The sequence below is a fragment of the Luteococcus sediminum genome, from assembly GCF_054783495.1.
Map to the genome: position 1 here is coordinate 55062 of NZ_BAAGQL010000013.1, position 21951 is coordinate 77012.

23 protein-coding genes are annotated in these 21951 nt (G+C 68.8%); 13 read left to right on the forward strand and 10 right to left on the reverse strand.

Annotated features, from left to right (window positions below; genetic code table 11):
- Positions 1-17: 17 nt before the first annotated feature.
- Genes zwf through pgl form a run of 3 tightly spaced genes read left to right on the forward strand, consistent with a single transcriptional unit; the run spans position 18 to position 3152 of the window.
- Positions 18-1490 (forward strand): glucose-6-phosphate dehydrogenase, encoded by a 1473-nt coding sequence (gene zwf / locus ACYVKA_RS07055; protein WP_460704883.1) that lies wholly within the window; start codon positions 18-20, stop codon positions 1488-1490.
- A gap of 10 nt (positions 1491-1500) precedes the next feature.
- On the forward strand, positions 1501-2424 hold the full coding sequence (locus ACYVKA_RS07060) for a glucose-6-phosphate dehydrogenase assembly protein OpcA (protein ID WP_394276344.1): 924 nt from the start codon (positions 1501-1503) through the stop codon (positions 2422-2424).
- On the forward strand, positions 2421-3152 hold the full coding sequence (pgl, locus tag ACYVKA_RS07065; protein ID WP_460704139.1) for a 6-phosphogluconolactonase: 732 nt from the start codon (positions 2421-2423) through the stop codon (positions 3150-3152). The genes ACYVKA_RS07060 and pgl overlap by 4 nt, the downstream gene beginning before the upstream one ends.
- Before the next feature lie 95 nt (positions 3153-3247).
- On the opposite strand, the gene ACYVKA_RS07070 is transcribed toward pgl, so the two are convergent.
- The 9 genes from ACYVKA_RS07070 to uvrC all read right to left on the reverse strand — a co-directional run bounded on the left by ACYVKA_RS07070 (position 3248) and on the right by uvrC (position 12533).
- Positions 3248-3604 carry an RNA polymerase-binding protein RbpA gene (locus ACYVKA_RS07070; RefSeq protein ID WP_460704141.1) on the reverse strand — a complete coding sequence of 119 codons (357 nt, stop codon included), beginning with the start codon at positions 3602-3604 and terminating at the stop codon, positions 3248-3250.
- Positions 3605-3709: 105 nt separating this feature from the next.
- Positions 3710-3937, reverse strand: coding sequence for a preprotein translocase subunit SecG (secG, locus tag ACYVKA_RS07075; RefSeq protein ID WP_394276346.1), 228 nt, complete (start codon positions 3935-3937; stop codon positions 3710-3712).
- Positions 3938-4100: 163 nt separating this feature from the next.
- Positions 4101-4895: a triose-phosphate isomerase gene (gene tpiA, locus ACYVKA_RS07080; RefSeq protein WP_460704143.1), complete on the reverse strand. Its 795-nt coding sequence runs from the start codon at positions 4893-4895 to the stop codon at positions 4101-4103.
- Positions 4895-6106, reverse strand: coding sequence for a phosphoglycerate kinase (locus ACYVKA_RS07085; protein WP_460704145.1), 1212 nt, complete (start codon positions 6104-6106; stop codon positions 4895-4897). The genes tpiA and ACYVKA_RS07085 overlap by 1 nt, the downstream gene beginning before the upstream one ends.
- Positions 6107-6241: 135 nt before the next feature.
- Complete coding sequence (gene gap / locus ACYVKA_RS07090) at positions 6242-7246, reverse strand: type I glyceraldehyde-3-phosphate dehydrogenase (RefSeq protein ID WP_460704147.1); 1005 nt, start codon at positions 7244-7246, stop codon at positions 6242-6244.
- A gap of 185 nt (positions 7247-7431) precedes the next feature.
- Complete coding sequence (gene whiA, locus ACYVKA_RS07095; protein WP_460704149.1) at positions 7432-8430, reverse strand: DNA-binding protein WhiA; 999 nt, start codon at positions 8428-8430, stop codon at positions 7432-7434.
- A 198-nt stretch (positions 8431-8628) separates the two neighbouring features.
- Positions 8629-9570, reverse strand: coding sequence for a gluconeogenesis factor YvcK family protein (locus ACYVKA_RS07100; RefSeq protein ID WP_394277130.1), 942 nt, complete (start codon positions 9568-9570; stop codon positions 8629-8631).
- Positions 9571-9574: 4 nt separating this feature from the next.
- Positions 9575-10441: an RNase adapter RapZ gene (rapZ, locus tag ACYVKA_RS07105; protein ID WP_394277129.1), complete on the reverse strand. Its 867-nt coding sequence runs from the start codon at positions 10439-10441 to the stop codon at positions 9575-9577.
- Between the two features lie 115 nt (positions 10442-10556).
- Positions 10557-12533: an excinuclease ABC subunit UvrC gene (gene uvrC, locus ACYVKA_RS07110; RefSeq protein WP_460704151.1), complete on the reverse strand. Its 1977-nt coding sequence runs from the start codon at positions 12531-12533 to the stop codon at positions 10557-10559.
- Positions 12534-12669: 136 nt separating this feature from the next.
- Here uvrC and ACYVKA_RS07115 point away from each other — a divergent pair, with 136 nt between their 5' ends.
- Together ACYVKA_RS07115 and ACYVKA_RS07120 are read left to right on the forward strand one after the other, a co-directional pair.
- Complete coding sequence (locus ACYVKA_RS07115; RefSeq protein ID WP_460704153.1) at positions 12670-13071, forward strand: Rieske (2Fe-2S) protein; 402 nt, start codon at positions 12670-12672, stop codon at positions 13069-13071.
- An 88-nt stretch (positions 13072-13159) separates the two neighbouring features.
- Entirely contained in the window at positions 13160-13561 is a 402-nt protein-coding gene (locus tag ACYVKA_RS07120) for a Rieske (2Fe-2S) protein (RefSeq protein ID WP_460704155.1), read from the forward strand.
- 147 nt (positions 13562-13708) lie between these two features.
- Here the strand turns inward: ACYVKA_RS07120 and uvrA are convergent, their stop codons facing one another.
- Positions 13709-16747 carry an excinuclease ABC subunit UvrA gene (gene uvrA, locus ACYVKA_RS07125; RefSeq protein WP_460704157.1) on the reverse strand — a complete coding sequence of 1013 codons (3039 nt, stop codon included), beginning with the start codon at positions 16745-16747 and terminating at the stop codon, positions 13709-13711.
- A gap of 129 nt (positions 16748-16876) precedes the next feature.
- Between uvrA and ACYVKA_RS07130 the strand changes: the two genes are divergently transcribed.
- From ACYVKA_RS07130 to ACYVKA_RS07165, 8 genes are all read left to right on the forward strand, one after another.
- Positions 16877-17623, forward strand: a complete 747-nt coding sequence (locus ACYVKA_RS07130) for a TyeA family type III secretion system gatekeeper subunit (protein ID WP_460704159.1) — start codon at positions 16877-16879, stop codon at positions 17621-17623.
- The gene (locus ACYVKA_RS07135) at positions 17624-18256 is read left to right on the forward strand and encodes an MBL fold metallo-hydrolase (RefSeq protein ID WP_460704161.1); all 633 of its coding nucleotides are present in this window, start codon (positions 17624-17626) and stop codon (positions 18254-18256) included.
- 32 nt (positions 18257-18288) lie between these two features.
- Positions 18289-18522, forward strand: coding sequence for a type II toxin-antitoxin system Phd/YefM family antitoxin (locus ACYVKA_RS07140; RefSeq protein WP_460704163.1), 234 nt, complete (start codon positions 18289-18291; stop codon positions 18520-18522).
- Entirely contained in the window at positions 18519-18935 is a 417-nt protein-coding gene (locus ACYVKA_RS07145; protein ID WP_460704165.1) for a PIN domain-containing protein, read from the forward strand. The genes ACYVKA_RS07140 and ACYVKA_RS07145 overlap by 4 nt, the downstream gene beginning before the upstream one ends.
- A 185-nt stretch (positions 18936-19120) precedes the next feature.
- Complete coding sequence (locus ACYVKA_RS07150; protein WP_460704167.1) at positions 19121-19417, forward strand: hypothetical protein; 297 nt, start codon at positions 19121-19123, stop codon at positions 19415-19417.
- 79 nt (positions 19418-19496) lie between these two features.
- A complete protein-coding gene (locus tag ACYVKA_RS07155) occupies positions 19497-20189 on the forward strand; it encodes an MFS transporter (protein ID WP_460704169.1) in 693 nt (230 codons plus the stop codon).
- On the forward strand, positions 20075-20785 hold the full coding sequence (locus ACYVKA_RS07160) for an MFS transporter (RefSeq protein ID WP_460704885.1): 711 nt from the start codon (positions 20075-20077) through the stop codon (positions 20783-20785). Before ACYVKA_RS07155 ends, ACYVKA_RS07160 begins: the two co-directional genes overlap by 115 nt.
- Before the next feature lie 177 nt (positions 20786-20962).
- A complete protein-coding gene (locus ACYVKA_RS07165) occupies positions 20963-21940 on the forward strand; it encodes a TerC family protein (RefSeq protein WP_460704171.1) in 978 nt (325 codons plus the stop codon).
- Positions 21941-21951 lie beyond the last annotated feature (11 nt).

Sequence of the window (21951 nt, forward strand, 5' to 3'; positions counted from 1 at the left end):
ACCGGCGCCTTCCCCGCATCGCCGGCCCCTGCGCCCTGGTGATCTTCGGCGTCACCGGAGACCTCGCCGGCAAGAAGCTGTTGCCGGCCGTCTACGACCTGGCCAATCGCGGCCTGCTGCCGCCCGGTTTCGCGCTGGTCGGCTATGCCCGGCGCGACTGGGACGACGACTCCTTCTCCGAAGTGGTGCTCGAGGCGGTCAAGCAGCACGCCCGCACCCCCTTCCGCACCGAGGTCTGGGAGCAACTGCGCCGCGGCATCCGCTTCGTGAAGGGCGACTTCTCCGGCGACGAGGGCTTCGCCGGGCTCAAGCAGACCCTGGCCGACCTGCGCGAGAGCGAGGGAACCGGCGGCAACCACGCCTTCTACCTCTCGATCCCCCCGGGCAGCTTCGACTCGGTGGTGGGCAAGCTGCGACGCCACGGCCTGGCCGAGGCCCGCAATGGCTCCTGGAGCCGGGTGATCATCGAGAAGCCCTTCGGCCACGACCTCGAGAGTGCCCGCGAGCTCAACGACGTGCTGGGCAGCGTCTTCCCGGCCGAGTCGATCTTCCGCATCGACCACTACCTGGGCAAGGAGACGGTGCAGAACATGCTGGCGCTGCGCTTCGCCAACCAGATGTTCGAGCCGATCTGGAACAACAACTACGTCAGCCACGTGGAGATCACGATGGCCGAGGACATCGGCATCGGCGGGCGCGCCGGCTACTACGACGGCATCGGTGCGGCCCGCGACGTCATCCAGAACCACCTGCTGCAGCTGATGGCGCTCACCGCGATGGAGGAGCCCAACACCTTCGAGGCCGACGAGCTGCGCGCCGAGAAGACCAAGGTGCTGCGCGCCGCCTCCACCCCCGCCGACCTCGCCGCCCACACCGCCCGCGGGCAGTACCTGGGCGGCTGGCAGGGCGGGCAGAAGGTCAAGGGATACCTGGAGGAGGACGGCATCGAACCCACCTCCGGCACCGAGACCTATGCGGCCATCCGGGTCGACGTGGACAACCGCCGCTGGGCGGGCGTCCCCTTCTACCTGCGCACCGCCAAGCGGATGCCGCGACGGGTCACCGAGGTGGCGCTCAACTTCAAGCGCGCACCCCACCTGCCCTTCAACGACACCGACACCGCCGCGATGGGCACCAATGCCCTGGTGATGCGCATCCAGCCCGACGAGGGCGTCACCATGCGCTTCGGCGCGAAGGTGCCCGGCACGGCCATGGAGATCCGCGACGTCACCATGGACTTCGGCTATGGCGGCTCCTTCACCGAGTCCAGCCCCGAGGCCTACGAGAGGCTCATCCTCGATGTGCTGCTCGGCGAGCCCCCACTCTTCCCCCAGCACGAGGAGGTGGAGCTCGGTTGGAAGATCCTCGACCCGGTGCTGGACTTCTGGGCCACGCAGGGCCAACCCGAGGGCTACCCCGCCGGCACCTGGGGCCCCGCCGGGGCCGACGAGATGCTGGCCCGTGACGGCTTCACCTGGCGACGTCCCTGAAAGGCGCGACATGATCATCGAACTCGAGAAGACCTCCACCTCGCAGATCGCCAAGGCGCTGCAGCAGGCCCACCAGCAGACCGGCACCACCGCCATGGCCTTCACCCTGGTGGTGGTGACCCAGGAGAAGCACGCCAAGCGCGTCACCCAGGCCTGCCTGCAGGCGGGCTCGGAGCATCCTTCCCGCATCCTGCTGGTGGTCACCGACAGCCAGGCCGAGTCGCGGCTGGACGCTGAGATCCGCACCGGTGAGGGGATGCCGGGAGACATCGTCACCCTGCGCATGGGCGGTGAGGTCGGCGAACACGCCGCCTCGGTCGTGCTGCCACTGCTGTTGCCCGACTCCCAGGTGGTGGTCTGGTGGCCCAATGAGTCACCCGAGAACCCCGGCGATGACCCCATCGGGGCCCTGGCCACGCGACGGATCACCGACGCCTCGGGGGCCCGCCACCCGATCGAGGCCGTCGCCATCCGGGCCCGCTACCACGCCCCCGGCGACACCGACCTGACCTGGACCCGCCTGACCCGCTGGCGAGGACTGCTGGCCGCCTCGCTGGACCAGTACCCGGGCCGTGTGCGCGGCGCCACCGTCGAGGCTGCCAAGGACAATGCCCCCGCCGAACTCCTCGCGGCCTGGCTGCAGGCCCGCCTGGGCGTGCAGGTGGAGCGCCGCACCACCAAGGGTCCCGGCATCAGCGCCGTGCGCCTGACCACCGCTGCCGGGGACATCGCGATCACCCGGCCCAGCAAGGGCAGCGTCGCCAGCTACCAGGTGCCGGGCCAGCCCGAGCGGCAGGTGGCGCTGCCGCGGCGGGACGTGAACGAGCTGATCACCGAGGAATTGCGCCGGATGGATGCCGACGCCATCTTCGAGCAGGCCAGCCAGACGCTGCTGGAACGCAACGCCCGGGCCGATGACGAGGACGCCCGATGAGCAGCCAACGCGTCCTGCGTCACGATGACCTGGACCAGCTCGTCGACGAGGTCGCCGAGGCCTGGACCCGGACCGTGCTGCGGTTGCAGGAGACCCAGGAGGTGATCAACATCGGCCTGACCGGTGGGCAGACCGCCAACCGGGTCTACGAACGCTTCGCGCAGGTGGCGCCCGGCCGTGGGCTGCGACCGGAGGGCATCCGCCTGTGGTGGAGCGACGAGTGCTTCCTGCCCACCAGCGATCCCCAGCGCAATGCCCTGCAGGCCCTGGCGATCCTGGCCCGCACCCTACCGATCAGCCGCACCGAGACCCACCCCATGCCGGGCAGCGACGGCCAGGACGACCCGGACGAGGCCGCCTTCGCCTATGCCCGTGACCTGGGCGAGACGGTGCTCGACATCTGCCTGCTCGGCCTGGGGACCGACGGCCACGTCGCCGGCCTCTTCCCCGGCCGGGTGCCCAGCGATGCCAGCAGCTCCCAGGTGGTCGGCATCACCGACGCGCCCGTCGGTTGCCAGGAGCGGATCAGCCTGAGCTATGCGGCCCTGAACCGCAGCGAACGCATCTGGGTGGTGGCCTCCGGCGAGCACAAGGCCGATGCCCTGGCCCGCACCCTGGCCAAGGATCCCGACAGCCCCGCCTCCCACCTCGACCCGCGCGGAGAGCTGGTCTGGTGGGTCGACGAGGACGCGGCGCTGGCCCTGCCCTCCTACCACTGCGAGCTCTGACCACCGGGGCCCTGCCCCCGCGGAGGCGACGAAGGCCCTACCCGAGCGGGTAGGGCCTTCGTCGTGCTGTCGTCTCGGCAGGTGGCGCTGCTGGCTCAGTAGATGACGTCGCCACGGGCGCGACGCTCACGCAGGATCTGCAGTGCCTCGTCGAGGATGGCCTTGGCCTGCTCGTCGGTGCGGCGCTCCTTCACATAGGCCAGGTGCGTCTTGTACGGGGTGATCTTCGGCGGCGGGGGCGGATTCTCGGAGTCCCTGTTGGCCGGCAGCCCGCAGCGCGGACAGTCCCACTCCTCCGGGACCTGGGCCTCGACCGCGAAAGCCGGCCGGGTCTCATGTCCATTGGCGCAGAAGAAGGAGATGTGGACGCGCGGTGCTGCTTCCCCGCGCTCCGCCTCCCCCATGGGTCCTGCTCCGACGCGGCTCCCCCGAATGGCGCTGCCACCAGCCACTGTGCACTCCTCTGTTCATCACGGCTCGATTGACGCCCATGTGGCGCGTCACTGGCGCCCAGGGGCGCCCTTGTCATCCGGTGACGGGCCACATGGCCCGTCGGCTCAGGCGTAGCGGTAGAGCAGCAGCAGGCCGATGATGGTCGCGAACCACAGCAGACCGATGACGATCGTCAAACGGTTGAGGTTGCGCTCGGCCACCGAGGTGCCACCCATCGAGGTGGACATGCCGCCACCGAACAGATCGGACATGCCGCCCGCACTGCCCTTGTGGAGCAGGACGAACAGGGCCAGGATCACGCTCAGCACGATCAGGATGATCGAGAGTGTCATGATGGGCCAGGTCGTCAGCGGTACCAGAATCACAAGGCAGATCGTAACCCACGGCCACTGCATTTCCACATTTGCCGGGGACCTCGCGCGCGGCGCACAGACGCCCGACGGGGCGTCACCGCATGCGGTGACGCCCCGTCGGGGACTGCTGCTGGTGCGTGACTCAGACCGAGACGGCCGGCAGCTCGTAGAAACGAACGATGCCGGCGAACTCCTCGGCGTCCAGGCTCGCGCCGCCCACCAGGGCGCCGTCGACGTCGGGCTTGGCCATCAGCTCGCCGACGTTCTTGGCCTTGACCGAGCCGCCGTACTGGATGCGCACGGCCTCAGCGGTCGGGGCGTCGTAGAGCTTGCCGATCTCCTCGCGGATCGCGCCACAGACCTCCTGGGCGTCCTCGGGGGTGGCAACCTCGCCGGTGCCGATGGCCCAGACGGGCTCGTAGGCGATGACCAGGTTGGCCACCTGGGCGGCGGGGATACCCTGCAGCGCGCCACGGACCTGGTCCAGGGTGTAGGAGACCTGGTTGCCGGCCTTGCGGATGTCCAGGCCCTCGCCGACGCAGATGATCGGCGTCATGCCATTCTCGATGACCTTCTTGGCCTTGGCATTGACCAGGGCGTCGTCCTCGGCGTGGTACTGGCGACGCTCGGAGTGGCCGACGACCACGTAGGAGCAGTTCAGCTTGGCCAGCATCGGGGCCGAGACCTCACCGGTGTAGGCGCCCTTGTCCTGTGCGGAGACGTCCTGCGCACCGAAGGCGATGGGCAGCTTGTCGCCCTCGACGAGGGTCTGCACGGTGCGGATGTCGGTGAAGGGGACCAGCACGACGGCCTCGGACTTGCTCTCGTCGTAGCCCTTGTCCTTCAGGGTCCAGGCCAGCTTCTGCACCAGGCCGGTGGCCTCGACGTGGTCGAGGTTCATCTTCCAGTTGCCTGCCATGATCGGCTTGCGTGCCATCAGTTGCTTCCTTCCAGAACGGTGAGACCCGGGAGCTCCTTGCCCTCCAGGTATTCCAGCGATGCTCCACCACCGGTGGAGATGTGGCCGAACTCGTCGTCGGCGTGGCCCAGCTCGCGCACGGCGGCGGCGGAGTCGCCCCCACCCACGACGGACAGGCCGTCGACCTCGGTCAGGGCCTTCGCGACGGCAGCCGTGCCGTGGGACAGTTCCTTGATCTCGAAGACGCCCATCGGGCCGTTCCAGACCACGGTCCTGGCGGTCTTGATGGCGTCGGCGTAGAGCTTCTCGGTCTCGGGGCCGATGTCCAGGCCCATCTTGTCGGCGGGGATGGCATCGGACTTGACGACCTCCACCTCACCCTCGACGGTCTTGGCGTCGAAGTCCATGCCGGTGGCCACCCGCACGTCGACGGGCAGCAGCAGCTTCTTGCCCGACTCCTCGGCCTGCTTCAGGTAGCCCTTGCAGGCCTCCACCGAGGCCTCGTCGAAGAGCGACTGGCCGATCTCGTGGCCCTGGGCCGCGAGGAAGGTGTAGGCCATGCCGCCACCGACGATGACGGTGTCGGCGATCTTGAGCAGGTTGTCGATGACGGCCAGCTTGTCGGCCACCTTGGCGCCACCCAGCACCACGACGAAGGGACGCTCGGGGTCGGAGAGGACCTTGGAGAAGACGTCGCCCTCCTTCTTCACCAGCAGGCCACCGGCGCTGGGCAGCAGCTTGGCGATGTCGTAGACCGAGGCCTGCTTGCGATGCACGACGCCGAAGCCCTCGGAGACGTACACGTCGCCCAGCTCGGCGTACTTCTTGGCAAGCTCGATGCGCTCGGCCTCGTCCTTGCTCTCCTCGCCCTTCTCGTAGCGGACGTTCTCCATCAGTGCGACGTCGCCGTCGGCCAGGGAGGCGACGGTCTCCTGGGCGGAGCTGCCGACCACGTCGGAGGCCAGCTTCACCTCGGTGCCGAGCAGCTCGCCGAGGCGCTTGGCGACGGGCGCCAGGGAGTACTTGGGGTTGACCTCACCCTTGGGGCGGCCCAGGTGGGCCAGCACGACGACGCGGGCGCCGGCCCCACGCAGCTCGTTGAGGGTGGGCAGCGCGGCCTTGATGCGGCCGTCGTCGGTGATGGTCTGGCCGTCGAGCGGCACGTTGAAATCGCAGCGGATGACCACCCGCTTGCCCTTGAGGTCTCCGAGATCCTTGATCGACTTCACGTCAATCCCTTCCGTTGGAAAGTGTGCGGGGCCAGGCCCCGATGTCCTGGTGCGGAGCTGCGCCCCGATGCCATGATGTGACGACGGGGTGGGACGCCGGAGCGTCCCACCCCGTCACACAGGTTCTGCGGTGGATCAGGCCAGCTTGGAGCCGACCAGCGAGGTCAGGCGGACCAGCGAGTTGCTGTAGCCCCACTCGTTGTCGTACCAGGACAGGACCTTGACCAGCTTGCCGATGACCTTGGTCTCGTTGGCGTCGAAGATGCTGGTGTGCGGGTCGCCCACGATGTCGGAGGAGACGATCGGGTCCTCGGTGTACTTCAGGACACCCTTGAGCTCACCCTCGGCGGCCTCCTTGACGGCAGCCTTGATCTCGTCGACGGTGACCTCCTTCGAAGCCTCGAAGGTCAGGTCGGTCAGCGAGCCGGTGGGGGTGGGGACGCGGACGGCCAGACCGTCGAACTTGCCCTTGAGCTCCGGGATCACCAGGGCGACGGCCTGGGCGGCGCCGGTCTTGGTGGGGATCATGTTCAGCGCGGCGGCGCGGGCGCGACGCAGGTCGCTGTGCGGGGCGTCGAGCAGGCGCTGGTCACCGGTGTAGCTGTGGATGGTGGTCATGATGCCGCGCTCGATACCGAACTTGTCGTTCAGCACCTTGGCCAGCGGGGCAAGGCAGTTGGTGGTGCAGGAGGCGTTGGAGATGATGTTCATCTCGTTGGTGTAGTCGCCGTCGTTGACGCCCATCACGAAGGTACCGTCCACGTTCTTGCCGGGGGCGGAGATGATGACCTTCTTGGCGCCGGCCTCGATGTGGGCCTTGGCCGTCTCGCCGTCGGTGAAGAAGCCGGTGGACTCGATGACCACGTCGACGCCCAGGTCGCCCCAGGGCAGGTTCTTGGGATCGCGCTCGGCCAGGGCCTTGATCTTCTTGCCGTCAACGGTGATGTACTCGTCGTCGTAGCTGACCTCACCGGAGAAGCGGCCCATGAGGGAGTCGTACTTCAGCAGGTGGGCGAGGGTCTTGTTGTCGGTCAGGTCGTTGACGGCAACGACCTCGATGTCGGCACCCTGCTCGATGAGGGCACGGAAGTAGTTGCGGCCGATGCGGCCGAAGCCGTTGATTCCAACCTTGACGGTCATGCGTTATCTCCTTCGAGATATCAGTGTCGCTGCACACACGTGCTGCGACGTGTTCGGACACCCCGAGTCTACCGAACCGCGCCTGATGCCGCTTGACCAGACCGCAACAGTCAGTGGTATCAGCGTCACGCGAACAGCGGCCTGCCGGCGCCGGCAATGACCCGTTCGGGGGCATCGTGCGCCCCTCAGCCCTGGTCGCCCCCGCCCGGGCCCGCCCCGGCCCCGTGCAGGCCCGCCTCGGTACCGGGGATGCCCAGCTCGTGGGCCCGCTTGTCGGCGGTGGCCAGCAGGCGACGGATCCGGCCCGCGACGGCATCCTTGGTCAACGGAGGCACGTGCAGCTGACCCAGCTCCTCGAGGCTGGCATTGCGGTGCTCCAGGCGCAGCAGGCCCGCGGTGCGCAGGTGGTCGGGCACGTCGTCACCCAGGATCTCCAGGGCACGCTCCACCCGGGCACCGGCGGCGACCGCGGCGCGCGCCGAGCGGCGCAGGTTGGCATCGTCGAAATTGGCCAGCCGGTTGGCCGAGGCCCTCACCTCGCGACGCATCCGGCGCTCCTCCCAGACCAGCAGGCTCTCGTGGGCCCCCAGCCGGGTGAGCATCGCGGCGATCGCGTTCCCGTCCCGCACCACCACACGGTCGACGCCGCGCACCTCACGGGCCTTGGCCGTGACCTGGAGGCGACGGGCCGCCCCGACCAGCGCCAGGGCCGCCTCGGAGCCGGGACAGGTGACCTCCAGCGACATGGACCGGCCCGGCTCGGTCAGCGAGCCGTGGGCCAGGAAGGCGCCACGCCAGGCCGCCACCTGGCAGCAGGTGCCGCCACCGACGATGATCGACGGCAGGCCGCGCACCGGGCGGCCGTGGGAGTCGGTCAGGCCGGTCTGCCGCGCCAGGTCGTCGGCACCCTGCACCAGGCGGAGGGTGTAGCGCGTCTGGCGACGGATCCCGGACGCGTTGACCATGATCATCTCGGCGGTCAGCCCGTGGAGCTCCTGGATGGCGGTGCGCAGCCGACGGGCCGCGGCACCGGTGTCGAACTCGGCCTCGACGACGATCCTGCCGCTGACGATGTGCAGGCCCCCGCCGAAGCGCAGCATGCTGGCCACCTCGGCGCGGCGACAGCACGGCTTGCTGACGCGAATGGTGGCAAGCTCCGCCTTCACCTGGGGGGTCATGGCCATGGGGATGTCCTTCCTCTGCCCGTCCAGCGGGCACGACTGCGTTCAGCGGGCACGACAGTCGCCCCCGCGATCCAGCTGCCTCCCCCGAGGCCGGACACCGCCTGCACGACGAGGCCCGCGACACGGGGGTGATTCAACCATGATCACGCCCTCGGCGCGCGACCACCGGTGGACGGGCCCCGGGCAGCTGGGGACAGCTCACTCCCCCATCAGGTCCGCATAGACCGAGGCCAGCCGCAAGGGGTCGTGGCGCGGCGTCCCGTCGCGCATCGCCACGTCGGCGACCACCAGCTCCGCCCCCAGGGAGCGGACGAAGGTGTCCAGGTGTTCGTCGGCGAAGCTCTGGTCGGCCACCACGACATCCAGGCGAAGGCTCGGCGCATGCTCGGCGACCAGCTCGATGTGGCGCGAGGCACTGAAACCGTCGGTCTCGTCCGCGGGTGCGATGTTCAGCGTCAGGATCCGCCTCCCGCGCGCACCGGCAATGGCCGTGGCCAGCTCGTCGACCAACAGGTGCGGCAGCACGGAGGTGAACCACGAGCCCGGGCCGAGCACGATGTAGTCGCTCTGCTCGATGGCGGCCAGGGCGTCCGGACAGGCGGGCGCATCGGCCGGCTCGAGCCGGATCTTCTGCACCTGGGCGCGCGTCTTGGCCACCGTCGCCTGACCCGCCAGGGTGCACATCTCGTCGGGACGCAGCGGATCAAGGCCGATCACCTCGGCGGCGATGGTGAGGGGGGTCAGTGACATCGGCAGCACCCGCCCCCGGGTGCGCAGCAGCTGGCCCACCCGGTCCAGCCCCTCGACCGGATCGTCCAGGTGCTGCCACAGTCCGGCGATGAGCAGGTTGCCCACCGCGTGCCCGGCCAGGGGCCCGTCCCCGGTGAAGCGCGACTGCAGGACGTCGGCCCACAGCCGGCCGTCGTGGTCGTCGCCACACAGCGCGGCCAGGGCCATCCGCAGGTCACCGGGGGGCAGGCAGTCGAACTCGCCGCGCAACCGGCCCGAGGAGCCCCCGTCGTCGGCGACGGTGACCACCGCGGTGAGCCGGTCGGTCACCCGGCGCAGGGCGCTCAGGCTCGCCGACAGGCCATGGCCGCCACCCAGCGCGGTGACCGCCGGTCGATCGGATCGACTCATCGGCTCACTCCTTGCCCAGGTCGCGGTGCATCACCGTCACCGGGATGCCCCGGGCGCGCAGGCGGGCACCGAAGGCCTCGCTCATCGCCGTGGAGCGGTGCTTGCCTCCGGTGCAGCCGATGGCGATGGTCACCTGGCGCTTGCCCTCCCGCACATAGCCGGGAGCCATCGTCGCGAAGAGCCCCTCGAGCTGGTCCAGGAATTCCTCGGCCCCGGGCTGGGCCAGCACATAGCCGCTGACCGCCTCGGACAGGCCGGTCTGGGGCCGCAGCTCGGGAACCCAGTGGGGATTGGGCAGGAAGCGCACGTCGAGCACCAGGTCGGAATCCAGCGGCACGCCGTTCTTGAAGCCGAAACTCATCACCGCAGCACGGATCCGGTCGCCGTCGTCCCCGCCATAGGAGTGCGCCACGCGTGCCCCGAGCTGGTGCACGTTGATGTTGGAGGTGTCGATGACGATGTCGGCCGAGGCGCGCAGCGTGGACAGCATCGCGCGTTCCTTCTCCACCCCGTCCAGCAGGCGGCCGTCGCCCTGCAGCGGCAGCGGGCGGCGGATCGACTCCTGGCGCTGCACGATGACGGCATCGTCGGCCTCGAGGTAGAGGATCTCGATGTCCACGCCCTGCTCGCCGAGGTCGGCGAAGACCGCGCCGAGCTGGTCGAACAGGGTGCGGCTGCGCACGTCGAGCACGACGCCCAGCTTCTCGATCTGCTTGTCCCTCGCCAGGTCGACGAGGTTGGGCAACAGGGACGGCGGGAGGTTGTCCACGACATACCAACCGAGGTCCTCCATCGCATGGGCGGCCGTGCGGCGCCCGGCGCCGGACATGCCGGTGATGACGACGACGCGAGGACTGCTCTGGGGGCTCATGGCCCCATTATGGCCGAGCACGGCGAAAGCCGCGGCTGCCTTGTCACCGTGGCCACCCTTGCCAGTCCGGTACCGACGCCCATCCAGCGATCGGTCCGGGGGGGTCGCGGGGCCCTCAGGCCGGCAGCACCTCGCCAGTGGTCATGTTGACCTGCTCGCCGGGCTCCTCGGCCCGCAACGCCGAGGCCACCTGGCCGGCCAGCTTGGGGCCGAAGCCGGGCACCATCGCGATCTCCTCCTCGCTGGCCGAGCGCAGCTTGCGCAGGGAGCCGAAGTGCTTGAGCAGCGCCTTGCGCCGGGTTTCGCCAAGGCCGGGCACGTCGTCCAGCACCGACTCCACCATCGCCTTGCTGCGCCGGCCACGGTGGTGCGTGATGGCGAAACGGTGCGCCTCGTCGCGCAGCCGCTGCAACAGGTAGAGCCCCTCGGAGGTGCGCGGCAGGATCAGCGGATACTCCTCCCCCGGCATCCACACCTCCTCCAGCCGCTTGGCCAGCCCGCACAGGGCGATCTCGCCGGCCAGCCCCAGCTCCTCCAACACCTCGGCCGCGGCCTCCACCTGGGGCTGGCCGCCGTCGACCACCACAAGCTGAGGGGCATAGGCGAACTTGCGGGGCGCCCCGGTGGTGGCGTCGATCAGCACCGGACCCCCCTCAGCCTCGGCGCTCATGCTCGCCCGGTCGTCCAGCAAGCGGCGGAAGCGCCGGGTGAGCACCTCCTTCATGGCGCGCAGGTCGTCGGAGCCCTCGAAGCTCCTGATCACGAAACGGCGGTACTCGCTCTTGCGGGGCAGCCCGTCCTCGAAGACCACCATCGAGCCGACCACCTCGGTGCCCTGCAGGTGGGAGATGTCATAGCACTCCAGACGCAGCGGCACGGTGGGCAGCTCCAGCAGGTCCTGGATCTGCTCCAACGCACGGTTGCGGGTCGACAGGTCGCTGGCCCGCTTCATCTTGTGCTGCTGCAGGCCCTCGGTGGCATTCTTGGCGACGGTCTCCATCAGCACCCGCTTGTCCCCGCGCTGGGGCACGTGCAGGTTCACCTTGGCGTGGCGCTGCTCGGACAGCAGCTGGGCCATCGCCTCGCCGGAGGCCGGCATCACCGGAACCAGTACCTCGCGCGGGATCGCCGAGGCGGTCTCGGTGTCGGCGGCCTTCTCGTCGGCATAGATCTGCAGCAGGAACTGCTCCACCAGCTCCGCGGTGTCGGCGTCGTCGGCCCGGTCCGCCACCCAGCCGCGCTCACCCCGTACCCGGCCCTGGCGGACGTTGAAGATGTGCACCGCCACCTCGAGGGGGTCCTCGGCCAGCGCGATCACGTCGGCATCGGTACCGTCGTCGAGCACGATGGCATTGCGCTCACTGGCCTGCCGCAGTGCCTCCAGCGAGTCGCGCAACACTGCAGCCTTCTCGAATTCGAGCTCGCGGGAGGCCTGCTTCATGTCCGCCTCGATGCGGCGCAGCAACTGGCCGGTCTGGCCCGCCATGAAACTGCAGAAGTCGGAAACGATCTCGCGGTGCTCCTCGGGACTGATCCTGTCCACGCAGGGGGCCGAGCACTTGCCGATGTAGCCCAGCAGGCAGGGCCGCCCGGCTGCGGCGGCATTGCGGAAGACCCCATTGGTGCACGAACGCATCGGGAAGACGTGCAGCAGGGCGTCGACGGTCTCGCGGATCGCCCAGGCCTGGGCGAAGGGGCCGTAGTAGCGGTAGCCCTTCTTCTTGGCGCCGCGGCCGACGAAGACGCGCGGGTACTCCTCGCTCCAGGTGATGCACAGCCACGGGTAGGACTTGTCGTCGCGGTACTTGACGTTGAAGCGAGGGTCGTACTGTTGGATCCAGGTGTACTCGAGCTGGAGGCTCTCCAGCTCGTTCTGCACCACCGTCCACTCCACCTTGGCGGCGGTGCGCACCATCGTCTGGGTTCGGAAGTGCAGGTTGGCCGGGTCGGCAAAGTAGGAGTTGAGCCGCTGGCGCAGGTTCTTGGCCTTGCCGACGTAGATCACTTGGCCGTGGGCGTTGCTGAAGCGGTAGACCCCCGGGTCGGTGGGGATCGTGCCGGGCTGGGGGCGGTAGGTGGACGGATCGGCCATGCCGGCCAGTCTAGGAGGCGCCTCCGACAGACCCGATCTCGTCGGGAGGCCGCCCGCCAGCTGACCCCGAGGCCCCCTGCCGACGACGCCAGGGGTGGTGGATAGGTTGTCAGGACCACGACCTCCAGGAGTAGCCATGAGTCCCACCCGCCGTGACGTCCTCAAGACCGCTGGCCTCGCCGCCGGAGCAGCCACCGGGGCCGCAGGCCTGACTGGCTGTTCCTCGCCCGAGACCATCGCCGAGGGCCCTGCCACCATCAAGGCCGCGGAGGTGCCGGTCGGGGGTGCCGTGATCGTCGAGGACTCCCGCTTCGTCGTGGCCCAGCCCACCGCCGGACAGTTCAAGGCCTTCGACAGGCTGTGCCCGCACGCCGGCTGCGACGTCACCCGCGTGGAGAAGTCCGAGATCGTGTGCACCTGCCACGATGCCCGCTTCTCCGCCGCCGACGGGTCGGTGCTCTCCGGCCCTGCCGAAACCGGCCTCAGCGGCGCGATGGCCACCCTCGACGGGGAGGTCGTCACCCTGCGCGAAGCCTGAGACGGGGCCACACTGCGGGCTCCCGGTCCACCGGGTAGCGTGGGCCACCAGACGAGCCCCCGTCGACAAGACCTGACCAGGAGTACCCATGAGCCCCACCCGTCGTGACGTCCTCAAGACCGCTGGCCTGGCCGCTGGCGCCGCCTCTGGTGCGGTCGGCGTCGCCGGCTGCTCGAGCCCCGAGGAGAAGACCGCTGGCCCGGCCGAGGTGCCGGCCTCGGAGGTTCCTGTCGGCAGCGCCAAGATCATCGAGGGCTCCAACTTCGTGGTCTCGCAGCCCACGGCCGGTGAGTTCAAGGCCTTCACCCGTATGTGCCCGCATGCCGGCTGCGACGTCACCCGCGTGGAGAAGTCCGAGATCGTGTGCACCTGCCACAATTCCCGCTTCTCCGCGGCCGACGGGTCGGTGCTGGGCGGCCCCGCCCAGGGTGGGCTCGGAAGGGCCGTGGCCACCGTCGAGGGTGACACCGTCAGGGTCTCCGGCTCCTGAGCCAGCCCACCAATCGCGCGAGGAGCGTGCTGCCCCCGCCCCTCCAACGTCTTCCATCGGCACCCCGAATGACACCAGGGGCGGGCCATGATCATCGTGATCATGGCCCGCCCCGTGGCTGCCGGCCGGCGGCCGAGAGGTCGGACCCTAGGAGGACCTGCCGGCCGCAGTCTTCTTCGCCGTCGCCTTTGTGGCAGTTGTCTTCTTGGCCGTGGTCTTCTTCGCCGTCGCCTTTGTGGCAGTTGTCTTCTTGGCAGTGGTCTTCTTCGCGGCAGCCTTCTTCGCACCCTTGGCCGGGGCCGTCGCCGCGGCCGGCAGCTCCACGGGCTCGGCCACCGGCACCTCCTTGCCGGCCAGCGCCTGCTTGAGGAAATGCCCGGTGTAGCTCTCCTCGCAGGCCGCGACGTGCTCGGGCGTGCCCTGGGCCACCACGGTGCCGCCACCCGATCCGCCCTCCGGGCCCATGTCGATCAGGTGGTCGGCGGTCTTGATCACGTCCAGGTTGTGCTCGATCACCACGATCGAGTTGCCATGGTCCACGAGACGCTGCAGCACGCCCAGCAGCTTGCGGATGTCCTCGAAGTGCAGGCCTGTGGTGGGCTCGTCGAGCACGTACATGGTGCGTCCGGTGGAGCGTCGCTGCAGCTCGGTCGAGAGCTTCACCCGCTGCGCCTCACCGCCCGAGAGCGTGGTGGCCGGCTGCCCCAGCCGCACATAGCCCAGGCCCACCTCGTCCAGCGTCTTGAGGTGGCGTGAGATGGCGGTGTGGGCGGCGAAGAAGTCGACGGCCTCGCTGATCGGCATGTCCAGCACCTCGGCGATCGTCTTGCCCTTGTAGTGCACCTCGAGGGTTTCGCGGTTGTAGCGGGCCCCCTTGCACACCTCGCAGGGGACGTAGACGTCGGGCAGGAAGTTCATCTCGATCTTGATCGTGCCGTCGCCCATGCAGTTCTCGCAGCGCCCGCCCTTGATGTTGAAGCTGAAGCGCCCGGCCTGGTAGCCGCGCACCTTCGCCTCGGGGGTGGCGGCGAAGAGGTTGCGGATCTTGTCGAAGACACCGGTGTAGGTGGCCGGGTTCGAGCGCGGCGTGCGGCCGATCGGTGACTGGTCGACGTGGATGATCTTGTCGATCTCGTCCATGCCGTCGATGCCCTGGTGCCGCCCCGGCACTGCCTTGGACTTGTAGATCCGCTGTGCCAGCGCCTTGTAGAGGATCCCGTTGACCAGCGTCGACTTGCCTGAGCCCGAGACGCCGGTCACGGCGACGAACTGGCCCAGCGGGAAGGTGACGTCCACCTGCCGGAGGTTGTTCTCGCGCGCACCCCGGATGGTGAGGCTTCGGCCGGTCGAGGCCCGTCGGCTGGCCGGCAGCGGGATGGAGCGCCGTCCCGAGAGGTAGGCGCCGGTGAGCGACTCCTTGCTGGCCAGCAGTTCCTCGACGGGACCCGAGACCACGACATTGCCGCCCAGTTCACCGGCGCCGGGGCCGATGTCGACGGTCCAGTCGGCAATCCGGATGGTGTCCTCGTCGTGCTCGACCACGATCAGGGTGTTGCCGAGGTCCCGCAGTCGCAGCAGGGTCTGGATCAGCCGGTGGTTGTCGCGCTGGTGCAGGCCGATCGAGGGCTCGTCGAGGACGTAGAGCACGCCCACCAGTCCAGACCCGATCTGGGTGGCCAGACGGATGCGCTGCGCCTCGCCACCTGACAGGGTGCCCGCCGCCCGGGAGAGCGTCAGGTACTCCAGGCCCACGTCGAGCAGGAAGCGCAGCCGTTCGTTGATCTCCTTGACCAGGCGCTCGGCGATCTGCGACTCCCGCTCGCTCATCTGCAGCGCCCCAAGGAAGTCGGCAACCTCCCGGATGGACATGTCGGCCAGTTGCGAGATGTTGCGGTCACCGACGGTCACGGCCAGGCTGGTCGGCTTCAAGCGGGCGCCATGGCAGGTGGGGCACGGGATCTCGCGCAGGTAGCCGCCCCAGCGATCCTTGGCCGAGTCCGTCTCGGCCTCGTCGAAGCGGCGACGCACATAGCGCAGCACGCCCTCGTAGTTCTGGGTGAAGGTGCGGGTGCGTCCGAAACGGTTGCGGTAGCGCACGTAGACCGGGTCCCCAGCGCCCTCCAGCAGCAGCTTCTGCACCTTTGCCGGGAGCTCGCGCCAGGGCTGGGTGACGCTGAAGCCGTGCTGCTCGGCCATCGACTCGAAGACGTGCTCGTAGTGGGAGGCGACGTGGGCATTGGCCCAAGGCGCGATCGCGCCGTCGACCAGCGACTTCGTCTCGTCCGGCACCACCAGTTCCGGATCCACCTCATTGGTCGTACCCAGGCCGGTGCAGGCCGGGCAGGCGCCCCAGGGGCCGTTGAAGGAGAACTGGCGGGGCTCCAGCTCCTCGATGGAGATGTCGTGCTCGTTGGGGCAGGCCATCTTCTCCGAATAGCGACGCTCACGGCCAGGGTCCTTGGCGTCCAGGTCGACGAAGTCGATGCCCACCACGCCCTGGGTGAGGCGCAGCGCGGTCTCCACCGAGTCGGTGATCCGCTGCTTCGCCGTGGGTTTGACCGCCACCCGGTCCACCACCACGTCGATGTCGTGCTTGAACTTCTTGTCCAGCGTGGGCGGGTCGGTGAGCTGGTGCACCTGGCCGTCGACCCGCACCCGGCTGAATCCGTCGGTGGCGAACTGGCGGAAGAGCTCGACGTGCTCGCCCTTGCGCCCACGCACCACCGGGGCCAGCACCTGGAAGCGGGTCCCCTCGGGCAGCGCCATCAGCCGGTCGACGATCTGCTGCGGGCTCTGGCGGCTGATCGGCTCACCACACTCGGGGCAGTGCGGGTGGCCGATGCGCGCATACATCAGTCGCAGGTAGTCGTAGACCTCGGTGATGGTGCCCACCGTCGAGCGCGGATTGCGGCTGGTCGACTTCTGGTCGATCGAGACCGCCGGGGACAGGCCCTCGATGAAGTCGACATCGGGCTTGTCCATCTGACCCAGGAACATGCGGGCATAGGCGCTGAGGGACTCCACATAGCGGCGCTGGCCCTCGGCGAAGATCGTGTCGAAGGCCAGGGAGGACTTGCCGGAGCCCGACAGGCCGCTGAAGACGATCAGGGCATCGCGCGGCAGGTCCAAGGACACATTGCGCAGGTTGTGCTCACGGGCACCTTTGACGACAAGACGATCATTCACCCTTCCAGAGTAGGGCGCCCCACTGACAAGTCCGCGACGGCGACGATCCGGACCCTCCAGGACCGCCCGGCAGGTGGCCGTGCGGGAGGCTGGTGGTCAACCGCTCCCCACGGCAGCTAGGTTTGGTACATGAGCGATCAGCAGGAGGCCGACGCGCAGGTCATGCCCGTGACAGCGTCGATGGCCCTGCTGCGACGCCGCAAGCTGGAGGCCACCCAGGCCCTGCTCGGCGACACAATCTCGATCACCGACGAGCAGTGGCACGAACCCAGCAGGCTGACCGGGTGGACCCGGGCCCACGTCGCCACCCACCTGGCGCGCAATGCCGACGGACTGCGCCGCGTGGTGCACGGCCTGCTCACCCACGTCCCCACCACCATGTACCCCGACGAGCGCACCCGGCGGCGCGAGCTCGAGGCGGGCTCGCGGCGCGGTGCGCTGGAACTGCAGATCGACCTCGACACCTCGACCGGGGACCTCAACGAGACCTTCGACTACCTCCAGCAGGCCGGCATCGCCGACGACGTCGAGGTGCGTCCCGGCGTGTGGATGCCCGCCCACCACCTGATGGTGGCCCGCCTCAACGAGGTGGTGCTGCACCGCATCGACCTCGACCACGGCTTCACCGCCGGACAGGTGGAAGCCGACATCGCCCGGTGGCTGCTGGAGTGGAACTGCCAGCGCATCGCCCGCCGCCAGGACTTCCCCGCCCTGCAGGTCTCCAGCACCAGCGGCTTCACCTCCCGCATCGGGCCGAAGGATGCCGACGCGCCCCTGGTGCGGGGAAGCGACGCCCACCTGCTCGGGTGGCTGACCAGCCGCGCCAGCGCCGACGAGGTACATGGCGCGGAGAGCCTCGAACTCCCGGAGTTGTAGATGACCATCCAGACCCATGAGCTGTCCGACGGCCTGAGCCTGAGCACCACCGTGGTGGGAGGCATGGGCAACAACGCCTACCTGCTGCACACTGAGGAAGGCCGTGCCGTACTGGTGGACGCCGCCGACGAGCCCGACCGCCTGCGCGAACTGGTGGGCGAGTGCACCGTCGAGACGATCATCACCACCCACCGGCACCACGACCACATCCAGGCCCTGGCCGAGATGGCCGAGCGGACCGGGGCCCGCACCGTCTGCGGTGAAGCCGACGCCGCGGCCATCGAAGAGGCCACCGGTGTGGCCTGTGAGGGCCTGTGGACCGGTGATGTGGTGCAGCTGGGAAAGCACTCCCTGCAGCTGGTGGGACTGGTGGGCCACACCCCCGGCTCCGTGGCGGTGGTCGTGCGCACCCCCGGCGCCCCCGTGCAGCTGCTCACCGGCGACGCCCTCTTTCCCGGAGGCGTCGGCAAGACCTCCAGCCACGACGACTTCTCCAGCCTCCTCGACGACGTCGAGACCCACCTGTTCGCCCCCTTCGACGACGACACCGTCGTCTGGCCCGGTCACGGCGACCCGACCACCCTCGGGGCCGAACGCCCGCACCTGGACGAGTGGCGCACGCGCGGCTGGTAACCATTGCGTATCACGGGTGATACTCATGGCTCATGAGCGTTCCGGTTCGTGATCTCCGCAACAACAGCGCCGCCCTGCTGAAGAGGGTCCAGCAGGGCGAGAGTGTCGTGGTCACCAAGGACGGCGAGCCGCTGGCAGAAGTCATTCCCCTCCGCCGAACTCCACTCCATCGGGACCGACTGCTGGAGCGTTGGGCAACGCTCCCCCCGATTGACACGGAGCAGTTCCGGCACGACATCGACGACATGCTGGACTGGTGGCTGTGAGAACGACACAGGGCGTTGGCCTCCTCGACACGAATCTCGTGATCGACCTCGCCCGCGTCACCCCCGAGGACCTCCCCGAGGTGCCGCTCATCAGCACAGTCACCCTCGCGGAGCTGTCCATTGGACCGCTCCTCGCAAGTGACCCGACGGAGCGAGCGCGCCGACAGCAGGTGCTTCAGCTGGCGGAGGCATCCTTCGATCCCCTGCCATTTGACGCCGCTGCCGCGCGTGCCTTCGCCGCTGTGGCGGCGTCGCTGCGTGCATCGCGTCGCAAGCCAGCAGCGCGTGGGTACGACGCGCTCATCGCCGCAGTGGCGATCTCCCAGGCCATGCCGCTGCACACCGCGAACCCCGACGACTTCGCACACATCGAGGGGTTGGACCTTCGGCTGGTTCGTCGCTCAGGTGGGTGAGGGGTTCCACTTCGACGCAGCCATGCGGGACTACTGTGCCGAGACCGGCGGGCACCAGACACTGGCCGATGCCCTGGAGCACGACCGCACTTCCCGCGATCACCATGACACGTCGATCGGCGAGCAGTTCGAGCACAACCGCTTCACCTGTGCTTGGGATGCCGAGCACCCGGGAAGGTCGCACGATGAGTTCCTCGCTGCGTGGCAGAGATACCGTTCTCTCCCCGTGGACGAGCGCGGACGCATCCGAACTCCCCCCGGCAGGGTTCCCCGGAGCCGTCGGGAAGACCTCCAGCCAAGACGACTTCTCCAGCCTCCTCGACGACGTCGAGACCCACCTGGTCGCCCCCTTCGACGACGACACCGTCGTCTGGCCCGGTCACGGCGACCCGACCACCATCGGGCCGAACGCCCGCACCTGGTCGACCGGGACGCGGGCGCGGACGGTGAGACCAGCCGCCGGGTGGCAGTCGTTCCGCTAGCCTCCCCGGGGTGAGCGATCCCCACCCCACCCCCGATGCCACCCCCGCGTCGTAGCCCGCCGGGTTGAACACGCCGGCGATGCGCCGCATCCTGTTCTCGAGCTTCATGGGCTCGGCGATCGAGATGTACGACTTCCTGTTGTACGCGCTGGCCACGAGCCTGGTCTTCGACAAGGTCTTCTTCAACAACCTCAGCCCCGGCATGGCGACGGTCGCCGGCTTCGCCACCTTCGCCGTCGGCTACCTGGCCCGCCCCTTCGGCGGCTGGCTCTTCGGCCAGTTCGGCGACACCCTGGGCCGCAAGAAGATGCTCGTGGTCACCATGATGCTGATGGGGCTGGCCTCGGTGGGCATCGGCCTGCTGCCGGACCAGAACTCCATCGGCATCGCCGCGCCCGTGCTGTTGCTGATCCTGCGGGTGCTGCAGGGCATCGGGCTGGGTGGCGAGATCGGTGGCGCGGTGCTGGTGGCCGTCGAGCACGCGCCCGGCGCGCGTCGTGGCTTCGCGGCCTCCTTCGCCAACCTGGGTGGGCCGGCCGGCTCCTTCCTGGCGGCCTTCGCGATGGGCTGGCCAGTCGCAGCCTGTCGCCCGAGGCCTTCCTGTCGTGGGGCTGGCGCAACCCCTTCCTGTTCTCCGTGCTGTTGCTCGCCGTGGGCATGGTGGTGCGCGTCCAGGTGGCCGAGACGCCGCTCTTCCAGGACCTGCAGGACCGCGCCGAGTCGCGCCGCTCGCCGGCCACCGAGGTCTTCACCCGCCACGGACGTGTGCTGAGTTTGGGCATCCTGGCCGGCATCGCCGGCTTCGCCACCCAGGGCATCCTGTCGGTCTGGGCGGTCCAGCACGCCCGCCAGCTGCGCGTTCCCCAGCCCGCGATCCTGGACATCAAGGCGTGGGCTCCGCTGGGCATGTTCATCGTGATGGCCCTGGCCGCCTGGATCTCCGACCGGGTGGGCCGGCGCGCGGTGATGCTGACCGCCTGCGCGGTGGGTGCCGTGCTCAGCTTCCCCCTGCTGCTGGCACTCGACACCGGAACCATCTGGGGCACTGCGGTGGCGATCATCGTCGGGCAGGCCCTGGTGCAAGGGGCGCTGTTCGGCCCCTACACCGCCTTCCTGTCCGAGCTCTTCCCCACCGAGGTGCGCTACACCGGCACGTCCCTGGCCTACCAGAGCGCCTCGACCCTGGGCGCCGGGTTCACTCCCCTGCTCGCGGCCGAACTGATGCGCCGTTCGGGCTCGGTCATCCCCATCGCCGTGGTCTACCTGGCGGCCTTCGTCATCACCGCGACCGCCGTACTGGTGGCCCGGGAGGGCCGCGGCCGGGAGTTCAGCGAGATCGACAGCGACGCGAGGGCACGGCTTTCCTGAGACTCCGCCAGATGGTCGGATTGCGCGAAGACGGGGCAAGGGTGGGAAACTCTTGTAGCGGAGGGGAGTACTCCTCAAAGTGCAGTCCCGTCACCACGGTGCCGCTGACCGGTATCCGGGCCTGCCGCCCACCCGGGCGGACGAGACCTCCGAAGATCTTCCCTGAAAGGGTTCCGCGTGGACATCCATCTCTACACCTGGCTGATCACCGTCGGCGTCATGACGGCTGTGCTGCTCTTCGACGTGCTGGTGATCGGACGGCGGCCACACGAACCGTCCATGAAGGAGTGCGGCATCTTCGTCGGCATCTTCGTGGGCCTGGCCATCCTGTTCGGCATCGGCGTCACGTACTTCTCCGGCGCGCAGTACGGCAAGGAGTTCTTCGCCGGCTGGCTGACCGAGTACAGCCTGAGCCTGGACAACCTGTTCATCTTCATCATCATCATGGCCAAGATGAAGGTGCCCCGGCACCTGCAGCAGTACGCGCTGCTGGTGGGCATCATCCTGGCCCTGGTCTTCCGTGGCATCTTCATTGCCCTGGGCAAGAGCATGATCGAGGCCGCCGCCTGGGTCTTCTTCATCTTCGGTGCCTACCTGCTGTACACCGCCTTCGACCTGGTCAAGGACTTCCTCCAGAAGGACCACGACGACGAGGCCACCGAGAACGTCATGATCCGTTGGGTGAAGCGCACGCTGCCCTTCACCGATGACTGGCAGGGCACCAAGAGCACCATCAAGATCGACGGCAAGCGCCTGTTCACCCCGATGTTCCTGGTGATCGTGGCGTTGGGCTCGACCGACATCCTGTTCGCGCTCGACTCGATTCCCGCGATCTACGGCCTCACGCAGGAGCCCTACCTGGTCTTCACGGCCAATGTCTTCGCCCTGATGGGCCTTCGCCAGCTCTACTTCCTCATCGGTGGCATGCTGACCAAGCTGGTCTACCTGCCGATCGGCCTGTCGGTGATCCTCGGCTTCATCGGCATCAAGCTGGTGTTGCACGCCGCGCACCACTACCACCTGGTGGGCGACTGGGCCGAGATCGGCATCGAGGTGAGCCTCGGTGTGATCGTCAGCACCCTGCTGATCACCACCGTCGCGAGCCTGATGAAGACCCGCGGCATGAGCCAGGAGGAGCTCGACGCGATGCACTGACCTGCACCGCA